The following is a 14,126-nucleotide window of genomic DNA, read 5'->3' as shown; positions in this document are numbered from 1 at the left end:
CGGCCCGGCGGAGGACACCCGCCGGGCCGCCGGCCGTCCGCGCGCGGCCCCCTCAGACCAGGCGCGCGGCCCCCTCGGAGGCGGACGGCCGCCGCAGCGCATAGCCGGCGCGCAGCCGTTCCTGCGCGCCGGGCGCGCCGCCCAGGCCGGCCGCCGCGAGGTGGTCCAGGCCCAGCAGGGCGGCGCCCACCACCGGCGGGGTGGTCACGATCCGCGGCAGCGCCTTCGGGGCGTCCGCGGCCAGCCGGGCGTTGATGCCGTCCAGCAGCAGCGGCTGCCGGGAGGCCAGCACCCCGCCGCCCAGCACCACGTCGGCGGGGGAGTCCAGCAGGTCCAGCCGCCGCAGCGCGACCACGGCCAGCCGCACCACCTCGTCGGCCTGACGGTCCACCAGCTCCAGCGCGATCGGGTCCCCGGCCTCCGCGGTCGCGAACAGCACCGGCACCAGCTCGTGCAGCCGGGCCTCGTCGATGCCGCCCAGGTGCACCGCCTCCGCCACCGCCAGCGTCGTCTCCAGGCCGAAGTGGGCCGCGGCCGCGGCCGCGAGCGCGGTGTGCGGGCCGCGTCCGTCCTCCGCCCTGGCGGCGGCCCACATCACCTCGTTGGCCAGGCCGCCACCGCCGCCCCAGTCCCCGGTGATCATGCCCAGGGCCGGGAAGCGTGCGGTGCGCCCGTCCGGGAGCAGCCCCACGCAGTTGATGCCGGCGCCGCAGACCACGGCCACCCCGCGCGGGGCGTCCGTGCCGGAGCGCAGCAGCGCGAAGGTGTCGTTGGCGACGACCGTGGTCCTGGACCAGCCGTAGCCGGCGATCAGCTCCTGCAGCCGCTGCTCCTCGACCGGCAGGTCGGCATTGGCCAGGCAGGCCGAGACATGGGTGGCCAGCGGCCCGCGACCGGCGCCGATGTCGAGCCCGGCCTCGGCCGCGGCGGCCGCGACCAGCGGTGCCAGTCCGGCCACGGCGACCTCGCTGCCGACGATGTGCGGGACGAAGCCGCCGCCGCGGGCGGTGCCGAGCACCTGCCCGTCGGCACTGACCAGCGCCACGTCCGTCTTGCTGTTGCCCGCGTCGATGGCGAGCACCCCGGGGACCAGTTCCCGCCCCACCGCACCGACGCTGCCGGCCCCCAACGGGTTGCCGACGGTGCTCTCCCCGTCACTCACTTGCTGCTGCCCCACTGGGATTCCGCTCTCCGTACCGGTAGTCGGCCGCTCGTCGATCGTGGTCACGCCCATGCCAGATGTTCATGGTTGTGCGCGATCAGACGGTCGGTCAGGCCGTCGGCGAGGTCGATCTGACCGACCAGCGGGTGCGCCAGCAGGGCCTGGAAGACCCGGTCCCGGCCCCCGCGCAGCGCGGCGTCCAGCGCCAGCTGCTCATAGGCCGTCACATGGGCGATCAGCCCGGCGTACAGCGGCTCGACGGCGGGGACGGGCAGCGGGGCCGCACCGGTGGCGTCCACCGTCGCGGGCACCTCGATCACCGCGTCGTCCGGCAGGAACGGCAGGGTCCCGTTGTTGGGGACGTTGACGACCTGCACTGCCCCGGCCGGCGAGCCGGTCCCGAGCAGCGAGGCCACCAGGTTGACCGCAGCCTCGGAGTAGAACGCGCCGCCGCGCTTGGCCAGCAGCGCCGGCTTCTCGTCCAGGTCCGGGTCCCCGTACATCTCCAGCAGCTCCCGCTCGATCGCGGCCACCTCGGACGCGCGCGAGCCCTTGACCCTGAGCTCCTCCACCACCCGGTCGTGCTCGTAGAAGTAGCGCAGGTAGTAGGACGGCACCGTGCCCAACTGCCGTACCAGCGACAGCGGGAGCTCCAGGTCGTCGGCGATCTCCGGGCCGAACCGCAGCAGCAGCTCGGGCAGCACGTCCCGGCCGGTGGAGCCGCCGGGCTGGTCGAGCAGGTGGACGCCGCGCTCCCAGGTGAGGTGGTTCAGTCCGACGTGGTCCAGCCGGATCCGCTCCGGCACCACGCCCAGCAGCGAGGCGAACTTCCGCTGGAACCCGATGGCCACGTTGCACAGCCCGACCGCCTTGTGCCCGGCGGTCTGCAGGGCGCGGGTGACGATGCCGACCGGGTTGGTGAAGTCGACGATCCAGGCGTCCGGGTTGGCCCGGCGGACCCGCTCGGCGATGTCCAGCACCACCGGGACGGTGCGCAGCGCCTTGGCCAACCCGCCCGCGCCGGTGGTCTCCTGGCCGATGCAGCCGCACTCCAGCGGCCAGGTCTCGTCCTGGTTGCGGGCGGCCTGGCCGCCGACCCGCAGCTGCAGCAGCACCGCGTCGGCGCCCTGCACCGAGGCGTCCAGGTCGCCGCTGGTGGTGATGGTGCCGGGGTGCCCCTGCTTGGCGAAGATCCGCCGGGCCAGCCCGCCGACCAGCTCCAGCCGGTCGGCGGCCGGGTCGACCAGCACCAGCTCGCCGATGGGCAGGGAGTCCCGGAGCCGGGCGAACCCGTCGATCAGCTCCGGGGTGTAGGTCGACCCGCCGCCGACGACGACGAGCTTCAGCGGGCCGGGAGCGGCCGGGCCTGTGGTGGACGTGCGGCTCATCAGCCCTTGACCCCTGTCAGTGTCACGCCTTCGATGAAGGCTTTCTGTGCGAAGAAGAAGACGACGATCACCGGTGCCATGACCAGCAGGGTGGCTGCCATGGTCATGTTCCAGTTGGTCTGGTGCGCCCCGTGGAAGGACTGGAGCCCGTAGGAGAGGGTCCAGGCGGCGGGGTTGTCGGAGGCGTAGATCTGCGGGCCGAAGTAGTCGTTCCAGCAGGAGAAGAACTGGAACAGGGCGACCGCCGAGATGGCCGGCTTGGCCATCGGCAGCACCACCTTGAGCAGGGTGCGGACCTCGCCGCAGCCGTCTACCTTGGCCGCGTCCAGGTACTCCTTGGGGATGGTCAGCAGGAACTGGCGCAGCAGGAAGATGGAGTACGCGTCACCGAAGGCCATCGGGATGATCAGCGGCCACAGCGTGCCGTCCAGGTGCATCTGCTTGGCCCAGAACAGGTACATAGGGATGATGATGACCTGCGGCGGCAGCATCATCATCGAGATGACCAGCAGCATCGCCAGCCGGCGGCCGGGGAAGCGGAACTTGGCCAGCGCGTAGGCCACCGGCACCGACGACAGCACCGTCAGCGCGGTGCCGAGCACCGCGTACTCGATGGTGTTCTTCCACCAGGTGCCGAAGCCGGGGACGTTGAAGACGGTCCGGTAGTTGCTCCAGACCCAGTGCTGCGGCCAGAAGTTCGTGGTGAGGGCCTGACTGTCCGTCATCACCGAGGTGAGGAACAGGAAGACGAACGGCAGGATGAAGAGCAGCGCCACGGTGATCGCGATCGAGTGGACCGCGATCCACTCGAGCCGACGCTGCCGCTTGGCCTTGCGCCAGGCCGCGTCCGAGCTGGACGGGACCCCGCTGCGGGACCGGACGGTGACCGGGGCGCCCCCGGGAGCCTCACCCGGGGTCTGGACTGCTGTGTCGCTCATGGTTGGGGGACCCGACCTTTCGGGGGACTGCGGCGTGCGGGGGGACTGCTGCCTTTCGCTGGACACAGCTCAGTCCTCGCCCACGAGACCGGCCCGGCGGCGCATGAGCAGGGCGGTGAAGGCCATCGCGACCACGAACAGGATGATCGAGATGACACAGGCGGAGCCGTAGTCGAAGTTCTGGAAGCCGATGTTGTAGACCAGTTGCGGCAGGGTCCAGGTGGAGCCGCTCGGGTAGCCGGGCTGGAACTGCTGCCCGGAGTTGCCGACCACGCCCGAGGCGACCTGCCCCGCGACGATCGCCTGGGTGTAGAACTGCATGGTCTGGATGACCCCGGTGACCACCGCGAACATGATGATCGGGGTGATGTTGGGCAGGGTGACGTAGCGCCAGCGCTGGAACGCGTTGGCCCCGTCCAGCGAGGCCGCCTCGTACTGCTCGGTCGGCACGTCCAGCAGCGAGGCCATGAAGATGACCATCAGGTCGCCGATGCCCCACAGCGTGAGCAGCACCAGCGAGGGCTTGGACCAGGTGGGGCTGGTGAACCAGCCCGGCTGCGGCAGGCCCAGCTCGCCGAGGAAGTGGTTCACCGGTCCGGTGCCGGGGTTGAACAGGAAGGCGAAGCCGATGGTCGCGGCCACCGGCGGGGCCAGGTACGGCAGGTAGAACGCGGTGCGGAAGAAGCCGGAGCCGCTGCGCACCTTGACGATCAACTGCCCGATGCCCAGCCCGAAGACGGTGCGCAGCGTCACCATCACCACGACCAGCCAGGCCGTGTTGCGGGCGGCCTGCCAGAAGTCCGCGTTCTTGCTGAGGATGTAGGTGTAGTTCTTGAAGCCCACGAAGGTCGGCGCGTTGAAGCCGTCGTAGTGGGTGAACGAGAAGTACACGGTGGAGATCAGCGGGTACGCGAAGAAGACCGCGAAGCCGATCAGCCAGGGGGAGAGGAAGCCGACCGCGGTCGACAGCTCCTTGCGGCGCTTGCGGCGCAGGGCGGGCGGAACCGGCAGGCTCGCGGCGCTGCCGGAGCCGCGTGGGCCCCTGCCGATTCCGAGGACGGTTGCCATCTGAGTGTCACCACCAGGTCAGGACGGGTAGGAGGAGGGAGTAGCGGGGGGAGGGGGCCGGTGCCCTCGCGGACACCGGCCCGGGTCCTGCTCCGTGCTGCTACTGACCGGCCTGCGCCAGGTCGTTGTCGATGGTGGTGTCCAGGTTCTTCAGCCCGGCCTGCAGGCTGGGCACCTTGCCGGACTCGAAGTCGTACTCGAAGTTCTGGATCGAGGTCAGGTACTTGCCGCCGTTGACGGTGGCCGGGGTGGTGTTGGTGTTGGGGTTGTTGGCGATGTTGAGGAAGGTCTGGAACTGCGCCGAGTGGTCCAGCCCCGGGTCCTGCAGCGAGGCGAAGGTGCTGGGGACGTTGGAGATCGCGTTGGCGAACTGGACCAGCATCTTGGTGTCGGTGGTCATGAACTTCAGGAACTTCCAGGCAGCGGCCTGCTTGGTGCTCTTGGCGTTCATGCCGATGATGGTGCCGGTCTGGTAGCCGCGGCCGTAGGTGCTGGCCAGCGCGTCCGGGACCGGGAACGGCGCGGTGGCGTAGTGCAGGTCGGGGGCGTCGGTCTTGAGCATCGAGACCCGCCACTCACCGTCCATCGCCATGGCGACCTTGCCGGTCTCGAACGGGTTCTTGGCGCTGAACTCGTCGCCGAAGGTGTTGCGGTACTTCTCCAGCTTGCTGAAGCCGCCGAGCGACTTGGCCAGGCCCTGCTCCCAGGTGAGCATCTGGGTGAAGGCCGGGTCGGCGGCGACGTTGGACTTGCCGTCCGCGGTGAAGTAGGTCGGGCCCCACTGGCCCAGCAGGTGCTCGGACTGGTTCTCGTAGCCGTGGAAGTTGGGCATGAAGCCCAGCTGGCTGTAGCTGCTGCCGCTGACCTTGGTGAGCTTGACCGCGTCGGCGTCGAACTCGCTCAGGGTCTTCGGCGGCGAGGCTATGCCGGCCGCCTTGAACATGTCGGTGTTGTAGTAGAGGCCGTAGGCGTCGCCCAGTTCGGGCAGCGCGCACTGGTCGCCCTTGTAGTTGGTGTAGTCCAGCATCGACTTGGGGAAGGTCTTGGCCGGGTCCAGCCCGTCCGCCTTCATGAACGGTGTCAGGTCCGCGAAGGCGTGGCTGCTGCAGTACTCGCCGACGTTGTTGGTGGAGAAGGTCGACACGACGTCAGGGGCGTTGGCACCGCCGGCCCGCAGCGCCTGGTTGACCTTGTCGTCGGTGTCGTTGCCGACCGCCTTGACCTTGATGTTGGGGTTGGCCGCCTCGAACGCCGCGATGCTGGTGTTGATCGCCTTGAGCTCGTTCGGGGCGCTCCAGCCGTGCCAGAAGGTGATGGTGACCGGGGCCGCCGAACTGCCGACGTTGCCGGCCGAACCGGCGTTGCTGCTGCCGGTGCAGGCGGCGGCGGTCAGCGTGAGCGCCGCCGTACAGGCGAGGGCGGCGGTGGCGCGCCGGAAGCTTGCGCTGCGGATTCTCTCGGAGGGAGAGGTCGTCACGGGTTTCCTCCAGTGCTGCTGTGTGGACCTGGCTGATGCTGCGTCTGGGTGTGCTGATCCACGGCCCCGGCGCCGCGCGCCGGTCCGAGGAGAATCGTGGGGGTGGTTACTGCTGGTCAGTGGGTACTGAAAACGCGTTCCCTGGCCGTCGTCAGCGCCGACTGCAGCGCTCCGACGACCACCGGTGAGCCTTCGACGGTGCTGATCCCCAGCCGCGGGCGGGACACGGCCAGACCGGTCAGCTCCTCCTGGACCAGGAAGCGCAGGCGCTCCCCGCCCGCCTGCGGGATGTCGCCGCTGAGCAGGACGAGCTCCGGGTCGACCACCGCGACGATCGCGGCCAGGCCGGTCGCCAGCCGCCGCGCCAGCGCGGCCAGCATGGCGTCGTCGCCGCCCTCGGCCGCGGCGACGGCCCCGGTCACGGCCTCCGGCGCGGTGCGTCCGCCGATGCCGTGCTCCTTGGCCAGCGCCAGCACGGCGGGGGCGCCGGCCAGCATCTGGAACCCGCCGGCGTTCTCCCGGCGGACGTTGCGGACCAGCGGCGCGCCCGGAAGCGGCATGTAGCCGACCTCGCCCGCGCCGCCGGTGTGGCCCCGGTGCAGCTTGCCGCCGAGCACGACCGCCGCGCCGACCCCGTCCTCGACCCACAGCAGGACGAAGTCGTCCACACCGCGGGCCTGGCCGACGCGCTGCTCGGCCACCGCGGCCAGGTTGACGTCGTTCTCCAGCGCGACCGGCACGCCCAGACCCTCGGTCAGCTCCGCCACCAGGCGCGGCGAGTGCCAGCCCGGCAGGTGCGGGGCGTAGCGCAGCTTGCCGGTGGTCGGGTCCAGCGCGCCGGGCGTGCCGATCACGATCTGCCCCAGCACCCCCAGGTCCAGCCCGGCCGCGTCGGCGGCAGCCGAGACAGCCTCGCGGACCCGGTCCACCGTTCCGGCGGCGTGCCGCCCCGGGGTGGCCAGCCGGTACTCGCCGACGACCTGACCGGTGATGTCGGCCACCGAGGCGCGGATCCGCCACGGGTTGACGTGCAGACCCGCGACGAAGGCGGCCTCGGGGTTGATCTCGTACAGCTGCGCCCCGGGACCCGGCCGCCCGGCGGTGGTGCCGACCGGCACCACCAGCCCGGCGCTCTCCAGCCGCGCCAGCAGCTGCGACGCGGTCGGCTTGGACAGTCCGGTCAGGCCCCCGAGCTGGCTCCGCGACAGCGGCCCCTGCTCAAGCAGCAGCTCCAGCGCGGCCCGGTCGTTGATGGCGCGCAGCAGGCTCGGCGTCCCCGGCTGCCCGGCACCGCCGCCGGCCGCTCCGTTGCCGCTGTGGCTGCTGCTGTGGCCTGTGGCGGACATCTGCCTCTTCACTCCTCACACCGGACCACCGGGACACCTGAACTATTAGGAAACTTTCCTAACTGTGGGCAGGAACGTACGGCCCCCGGCAAGAGCGTGTCAATGCCCCGCACGCGCTCGGGCCCCCAGGAAACCGAAGCGTTACCTGGGGGCCCGATGTGTACCGGAGTGCGTCCGGTGCGCCGCCCGCTACCGCCCGTCCTCGTGTCCCGGCTGCCGGGTGTTGGACTCCGTCTGCGTCGGCGTCGGCGTCGGCGAGGCCGCGGGCGCTATCGCGGTGGCGGCCCGTGACTGGGCCGAGGTGGGGTCGGCCAGTACGGACGGCGCGGCGATCTCCGCCGCCGCGGCCGACTCGTCCTCGGTCCTGGCCGCCGGCAGCGACACCGTCCCGACCTGGATGCCGTTCTCGTCCAGCGTGGTCTTGATCCGGCGGCGCAGCTCCCGTGCCACCGGCATGGCCTTGCCCGGCATGGTCTTCGCGGCCACCTTGACCACCACCGTGTCCGCACCCAGCGAGTCCACGCCGAGCACCTTCACCGGCTCCCAGAGCTGTTCGGTCCAGGGGTCGTCCTTGGCCATCTCCTCCGCGGCGGCCAGGATCAGCTCCTCCACCCGGCCGAGGTCCTCGTGGTAGCCGACCGGGACCTCGACCGTCGCGGTGGCCCAGCCCTGGCTCATGTTGGCGATCCGCTTCACCTCGCCGTTGCGGATGTACCAGATCTCACCGCCGTCGCCGCGCAGCTTGGTCACCCGCAGGCCGACCTCCAGCACCGTCCCGGAGGCGACGCCGGTGTCGATCTGGTCGCCGACCCCGTACTGGTCCTCCAGGATCATGAACACGCCGGAGAGGAAGTCGGTGACCAGGTTGCGCGCGCCGAAGCCGATCGCGACGCCAGCCACCCCCGCGCTGGCCAGCAGCGGGGCCAGATTGATACCCAGCACGGACAGCGCGGTGAGCGCGGCGGTGCCGAGGATCAGGAACGAGGCGACGCTGCGCAGCACCGACCCCATCGCCTGCGAGCGCTGCTTGCGCCGCTCCGCGTTCTCCAGCAGGTTCGTTATCAGCGCGGGCTGGTTCTCCCGGTGGGCCTGGGCCATCCGGGTCACCATCTTGCTGATCATGGTCCGGATCACCGCGCGCACCACCAGCGCGACCACCAGAATGAAGATGATCTTCACTCCTCCGGTGACCCAGCCCTCCCAGTGGCTGCTGAGATAGCCGACGGCCTGACCTGCACTCTTCGTCGCGTCGTCGATCGAAGGGGCCGACGGTGTGGGAGAGGGAGTCTGCGTAGCCATCAGCACACCCTACCGAGGGCGGCTGTCGTCCCCCGGCGGGGAAGCGCGGGGGAAGCGCCGGGGAGCACCAGGAAGTGCAGCTCATGAAGATCTGGGGCATGAAGGATGTGGGACAGGACACACTGTCCCTGTTCTTCCGGTTTAGTGGCGCCACGGGGAGGCCTGCGGCGACACTGAGGGGAGATCGTGAAGCGAACCATGTGTGACCGGTACGGAGTCCGTCCGGACTGCGTGCTCGTCCCGGCGCGAGCCACGCGCCGTCGGCGTAAAGGGAGGCCCTCGTGCCGCATGTCCTGGTCCTCAACGCGTCGTACGAGCCACTCGGCGTCGTATCGATGCGCCGCGCCCTCGTTCTGGTCCTCGACAAGAAGGCTGTCAGCCTTGAGGACTCCGGGGTTCTGATGCATAGCGCCACCAGCGCCATTTCGGCGCCGTCCGTCGTTCGTCTGACCCGCTTCGTGCGGGTCCCTTTTCGTGGTCCTGTTCCGCTCACCCGGCGTGCGCTCTTCGCCCGCGACGGGGGCCGGTGCGTGTACTGCGGTGCCGTCGCAACCAGCGTCGACCACGTGGTGCCCCGCAGCCGGGGCGGGCAGCACCGCTGGGACAACGTGGTGGCGGCCTGCCGCCGCTGCAACCACGTCAAGGCCGACCGCCACCTCGCCGACCTCGGTTGGCGGATGAAGCGGCCACCGGCCCCGCCCAGCGGCCTCGCCTGGCGGATCATCGGCACCGGCCACCGGGACCCCCGTTGGCGCCCGTATCTGGAGCCCTACGGCTCCCGTGAGGAGGTTTCCCACGTCGCCCCCGACGTCCCTCGACCGGAGGCACCGACCGAACGACTGTCCGCCTAGCCGTCGCAGCGGCGAGGCTCCCGTGTCGAACCCTCCGTCACCCGTTCAAGCCGGTGACGGGGGGTTCGGTGCTGTCCGGGCGCCGGCTGTGGAACAGCGCGTTGCGGTCCACCGTCGCCAGCGCGGTGTTGACCAGGGCGACGACGCCGAAGGCGATCGCCCAGCCGCCGTGGCCGAGCACCGCCAGGCAGGCCGCCGCACCGCCGAAGACCGCCGCCTTGAGCAGCAGCACCCCCGGCAGGGGGACCCGGAACTTCGCCTTGGGCGCGGCGATCAGCCCCCACAGCACCATCGCCGCGGCGGGCGTGCCGAGACCGAGCAGCAGGTGCACCGCCACCCCGCTCCCGGTGCTGAAGCCCCACCAGGCCAGCACCGCGAAGGCGGCCAGCTCCAGCAGGAAGGCCAGGCCCTCGTTCACCACGTGCACCTGTCTCGGGATCACCCGTCAGCCCCTGCTCCCGGATCCGGTGTGGCCGATGCGCTCGTGCTCGCCCCGGTCGTCGCCCCGCCGGTGCCGGTCGGGTCGGTGCTGGGCGGAGCCGAGGCGGTGCCGGACGCGGAGGCGCCGGCGGACGGTGTCGCCGTGGCCGAGGCGGACGGCTGGGTACTCGCGCCGGTGCCGGGGGCCTGCGACGGGGTCCCGGTCGGCGGGACGCCGGAGCCGCCGGTGGACTGGGTCCCGGCGACCGCGTAGAGCTCGATCCCGAAGAGCGAGTAGCCGAAGCGGGTCCCCCGCTGCACCCCCTGCATCCTGACGAAGCGGACATTCGGGGCGTTGAAGTGGACCGTCTCGTCGCCGCCCTGACCGTTCGGCACAGTGGCGACCGTGGTCCAGGTCACCCCGTCCGTCGAGGTCTCGATGCGGTACTGCGCGGCGAAGGTGTCCGGCCAGTGCAGCACCGCGGCGCCCAGCGTCGCCGCCTGCGGGAGCTCCAGCTGGACCCAGGCGTCGTCCTCGGCGGGCGAGAGCCAGCGGGTGGTCTCGTCGCCGTCGTTGACGTTGCCCGCCCCGAAACCGCTGCCGGCGTCGCCGGAGGCGGTCGCGGTGGCGGTGGGTGCCAGATCGGGCCCGGAGGTGCGCGGATACACGTGCACCTGCACCGTCCGGCTGATCTTCTGACCGCCCGCGGACGGTGTGAACACCACCGGCACGGCGTAACTGCCCAGCGGGGTGCCGGCCGCCGCGGTGATGTGCACCGCGGTCGCCGCCGTACCGCCGCGCGGCAGTGCCACCGCTCCCGAGGTGGTCACCGCCAGGCCCTTGAGGCCCTTCGGCAGTTCGGCGGCCAGGGTGCCGGAGGCGCCGGAGAAGCCCAGCGCCTGGAGGTCGCCGGTCAGGTCGACCGAGTCGCCGCCCGCCTCGACGTCGACGCTCTGGTCGGGCAGCTGCAGCGTGGCCACCGGGGTGTCCGCGTACCAGGGCACCACCTGGTCCACCACCGGCGGGGGGCTGCCGGCGGCCCAGACCAGCCGGATCTGGTCGACGTCGGCGCGCGGGTCGGCGGCCAGCTCGGTGTAGCCGGCACTGAGCGCACCCAGCCGCACCCAGCCGGTCGCGGGCGCGGCTGTGGTGGCGCCCTTCGCCGTGCCCTTCGCCGGCGTCGCGGCCTTGGTGCCCTTGGCCGGCGTGGCGGCCTTCGCGGCCGTCTTCGGCGCCACCTGGTGCACCTCGATCCAGCCCTTGGCCGCCACGGTGGGATCGGTCAGCACCACCACCCGGCTCAGCGCCCGCGCGGTGCCCAGGGTCACCGTCAGCGCGTCGCCCGCCTGGGGCGCGGCCACGGCCCGGTAGGCGCTGTTGAGGTCACCGTCCGTCACGTTCGAGACCGGGAAGCCGGGCTGGCCCACCGGGCCGCCGCTCGCGGTCAGCGGGTCGCTCGGCGCGGTCACCGTGAACTCGCGCACCGCCACCGCGTTGGCCTGCGTCGCCGTGGCCCGCAGCCGGACGTAGCGGGCGGTGGTGCCGGCCGGCAGCGTCGCCCTGATGGTCTCCTGGTCGTGGTAGGTCCCGACGGTGTGCCAGCCGCCGTCCCCGGTGGAGTACTCCAGCACCGCGTCGTGCAGGTAGTCCCCGGCCGCCGGGCCGTCGTCGCCCGAGCCCATCAGCACCGAGACGGTGCCGACCTGCTGCGCGCTGCCCAGGTCCACCCCGATGGTGTCGGACACCTGCGGCGGCGCGTCGCTCCAGTAATAGGTGCTCGGGTCGCCGTCGACCATCAGCGAGGGGTCGTGGTCCTGGGAGGTGCCCAGGGTGCTGGTCGGAACGGTCGAGCTAGCGCCGAGCCCGGCCCAGCTGTTCGACGCCACCAGGACCCGCTTGAGGAACGCGTCGAGCACGCCGCTGCCTATGGTCGCGTCCGACTGGGACAGCTGCTGCATCAGCTGACGCAGCTTCAGCTGGTCCGCCCAGGCCGAGGCGCCGGCGCCGGAGCGCTGCGCCGTGAGCATGTCCACGGCGGTCTGCCCGGCCCGGCCGTACAGCGCGAGCTGGGCGAGCCAGTCGCCGTCCTCGGCCGGGACGTCCCCGGTGGCGAGGGCGGCCGGTGCCCCCGCCATGGTGGTGAAGGCCGCCCGCAGCGCGGCGGCGGAGCCGTTGCCGCCCAGGGTGGACCAGAAGGCGCTGATCAGCGGGCGCAGATAGGCCGACTCCTGCTGGTCCGCGGTCGGCGTCGTGGCCGCCTGGGTCCCGCCGGCCTGGAAGTCCCCGGTCTTGGCCGCCTGCGGCGCGAGGTTCTCCGCCGGCGAGGCGCTGTTCCCGGCGAGCGCCGCCAGCGCCGCCGCGGCCTTGGGCTGACCCGACGCCAGGTCCTGCTCCGCCGCCCGCCAGGACGCCTGGGCGTCGTAGCCGGTCGGGTTCCAGGCGAAGTCGGCCGCCGTGAACAGCGGTATCCGCGAGATGACCGGCTGCTGCATGGCATTGACCAGCAGCGCCGCGGAGCCGATGGCCACCCCGCTGTCCCGGCCGGCGTAGGGGCCGAGGTAGAGCCGGTCCGGGGTGGAGTCGTTCACCAGGTAGTTGTCCTGGGTCACCAGCGGATGCCCGAACGCCTGCGCGGCGGCGCTGGTCTGACTGCCGGTGATGGTCGTCGGCTGCACCCCGACACCGGTCCAGGCGACCTGCACCGACGGGTCCAGGTCCTTGGCCAGCGCGGTGCGGTACGGCGTCGCGCCGTCCTGGTAGTACTCGGTCGGCAGCAGCATCAGCGGAGCCGCGTCCGGATGGCCGGAGAGGAAACGTTGGATCACCACCGCGGCCAGGTCGCTCTGGGCCTTTGCCATCGCGGCCGCGCCCCGGCCGTACCGGGCCACGTCGGCGTCGCAGTGCCAGTGGCTGAAGCTGCTGTCCTGGAACTGCAGCTGGAACGAGCGGAAGCCCAGCGCCCAGAGCGACTCCAGCTTGGCGATCAGCGCGTCCTGGTCCTTGGCCGAGCTGAAGCAGACCGAACCGCCCAGGGACAGGCCGTAGCCCAGGGTCACGTGGTTCAGCGACGCCGCCTGACCCAGCGTCCGCAGTTGCTGCCGCTGGTCGGCGGGGTACTCCTCGCGCCAGCGCGAGGAGCGGAACGGGTCGTCGCCGGGGGAGTAGAGGAAGTAGTTCTGCTTGGTGCGGCCGAGGAAGTCCACCTCGTCCAGGGTCTGCTGCTCGGTCCAGGGGGTGCCGAAGAAGCCCTCCTCGGTGCCGCGCACCGGGGTGGTCGGCCAGTCGCTGACCCGGACCCCGGGGAGCTCCGCGCCGGTCCCGGTCCGCACGAACAGCTGCCGCAGCGACTGCGCCGCGTTGTAGGTGCCGTCGGCGTCGACCCCGGCCAGCACGGCGGCGCCGGCGGTGCCCCCGGCGACCTGCTGCCGACCCACCGCCAGTACGTAGCCGCCGGCGGGAAGTCCGGCCGGGCTCAGCGGCTCCTCGGTGCCGCCGGAGGCCGCGATCCCGCGCAGGGCGCGGTCGGTGGCGCCGCCGGCCCCCTCGGCCAGGCCGCCCACGTAGACGGTGAGGCTGCCGGGCGCCGGGTCGGTGGTGGGGGTCGCGGTCGACTCGTCGATCTGCTGCACCCCGGCCGCCTTCAGCGCGGCCCGCACCTGCTCCAGGGCGCCGGGGTCGGCCTGCGGCGCGGCCACGACCGCGACCCGTTCGGGCACGGCCACCGCGGCGCCGTAGGACTCCTGGGACTGCGGCCGGGGGTAGATCTGCGGCGTCGTCACCGCACCGGACTGCACCGTCGTCGTCGCCTTCGCGGTCCCCGCCGTCGCCCCCGCGGACGGGGTCGCGGCGAGGGCGGTCTGCGGTCCGGCCGCGACCATCCCGCCCACCACGGCGGCCACGGTCAGTGCCGCGCTGGCCCGCAGCGCGGCCCCGCGCCGCCGGGTCCGGGCCGCGGCCACCCGCACCCGGTCCAGCAGCGGTTCGGTGCCCTTGAACTCCGAGATCAACCGGTCCGCCGTGGCCGGCGCCAGCCGCCGTACGGTCCTGGCCGCGGTACGCCGAGCGCTGAGCGCGGGCCCCGAGTACACCACCGACTGGAGCGCGGAACTCTGCTCCAACTGCCGACGGAGTCCGCTGCCGACGGTGGCGGGGAGGGAAGGCCGGTGCTCCACGCGG

Annotated in this window: 10 protein-coding genes; 1 reads left to right on the top strand and 9 read right to left on the bottom strand. The window is 72.2% G+C overall.

Annotated elements, in window-relative coordinates; translation table 11 throughout:
• Positions 1–52 precede the first annotated feature (52 nt).
• The 7 genes from ABUW04_RS25800 to ABUW04_RS25770 form a co-directional block, all read right to left on the bottom strand.
• Positions 53–1,081: an N-acetylglucosamine kinase gene (locus ABUW04_RS25800; RefSeq protein ID WP_380520838.1), complete on the bottom strand. Its 1,029-nt coding sequence runs from the start codon at positions 1,079–1,081 to the stop codon at positions 53–55.
• 143 nt (positions 1,082–1,224) lie between these two features.
• On the bottom strand, positions 1,225–2,508 hold the full coding sequence (locus ABUW04_RS25795) for a 6-phospho-beta-glucosidase (protein WP_380566767.1): 1,284 nt from the start codon (positions 2,506–2,508) through the stop codon (positions 1,225–1,227).
• 41 nt (positions 2,509–2,549) lie between these two features.
• Positions 2,550–3,488, bottom strand: a complete 939-nt coding sequence (locus tag ABUW04_RS25790; protein ID WP_030250559.1) for a carbohydrate ABC transporter permease — start codon at positions 3,486–3,488, stop codon at positions 2,550–2,552.
• 69 nt (positions 3,489–3,557) lie between these two features.
• Positions 3,558–4,556, bottom strand: a complete 999-nt coding sequence (locus ABUW04_RS25785) for a carbohydrate ABC transporter permease (protein ID WP_084713622.1) — start codon at positions 4,554–4,556, stop codon at positions 3,558–3,560.
• Positions 4,557–4,656: 100 nt separating this feature from the next.
• Entirely contained in the window at positions 4,657–6,033 is a 1,377-nt protein-coding gene (locus tag ABUW04_RS25780) for an ABC transporter substrate-binding protein (RefSeq protein WP_380566758.1), read from the bottom strand.
• A gap of 116 nt (positions 6,034–6,149) precedes the next feature.
• Positions 6,150–7,379 carry an ROK family transcriptional regulator gene (locus tag ABUW04_RS25775; protein WP_380566757.1) on the bottom strand — a complete coding sequence of 410 codons (1,230 nt, stop codon included), beginning with the start codon at positions 7,377–7,379 and terminating at the stop codon, positions 6,150–6,152.
• A gap of 189 nt (positions 7,380–7,568) precedes the next feature.
• Positions 7,569–8,678, bottom strand: a complete 1,110-nt coding sequence (locus tag ABUW04_RS25770) for a mechanosensitive ion channel family protein (RefSeq protein ID WP_380566756.1) — start codon at positions 8,676–8,678, stop codon at positions 7,569–7,571.
• 281 nt (positions 8,679–8,959) lie between these two features.
• Here ABUW04_RS25770 and ABUW04_RS25765 point away from each other — a divergent pair, with 281 nt between their 5' ends.
• The gene (locus ABUW04_RS25765; protein WP_042402598.1) at positions 8,960–9,529 is read left to right on the top strand and encodes an HNH endonuclease; all 570 of its coding nucleotides are present in this window, start codon (positions 8,960–8,962) and stop codon (positions 9,527–9,529) included.
• A gap of 37 nt (positions 9,530–9,566) precedes the next feature.
• Here ABUW04_RS25765 and ABUW04_RS25760 read toward each other — a convergent pair whose 3' ends face one another.
• A complete protein-coding gene (locus tag ABUW04_RS25760) occupies positions 9,567–9,971 on the bottom strand; it encodes a YrdB family protein (RefSeq protein ID WP_198037312.1) in 405 nt (134 codons plus the stop codon).
• Positions 9,968–14,122 (bottom strand): beta-N-acetylglucosaminidase domain-containing protein, encoded by a 4,155-nt coding sequence (locus ABUW04_RS25755; RefSeq protein ID WP_380566755.1) that lies wholly within the window; start codon positions 14,120–14,122, stop codon positions 9,968–9,970. The genes ABUW04_RS25760 and ABUW04_RS25755 overlap by 4 nt, the downstream gene beginning before the upstream one ends.
• Positions 14,123–14,126: the final 4 nt, after the last annotated feature.

Origin of the sequence: Streptacidiphilus jeojiensis, from assembly GCF_042510965.1 — a bacterium.
In the GTDB taxonomy this organism is placed as follows: domain Bacteria; phylum Actinomycetota; class Actinomycetes; order Streptomycetales; family Streptomycetaceae; genus Streptacidiphilus; species Streptacidiphilus jeojiensis.
This window is presented reverse-complemented; position numbering and strand designations above follow the sequence as displayed.

Excerpts from the sequence above, each read along its gene's own strand:
- ABUW04_RS25790 (WP_030250559.1), bottom strand. The coding sequence starts at position 3,488 with ATGAGCGACACAGCAGTCCAGACCCCGGGTGAGGCTCCCGGGGGCGCC.
- ABUW04_RS25785 (WP_084713622.1), bottom strand. The coding sequence starts at position 4,556 with ATGGCAACCGTCCTCGGAATCGGCAGGGGCCCACGCGGCTCCGGCAGC.
- ABUW04_RS25770 (WP_380566756.1), bottom strand. The coding sequence starts at position 8,678 with ATGGCTACGCAGACTCCCTCTCCCACACCGTCGGCCCCTTCGATCGAC.
- ABUW04_RS25775 (WP_380566757.1), bottom strand. The coding sequence starts at position 7,379 with ATGTCCGCCACAGGCCACAGCAGCAGCCACAGCGGCAACGGAGCGGCC.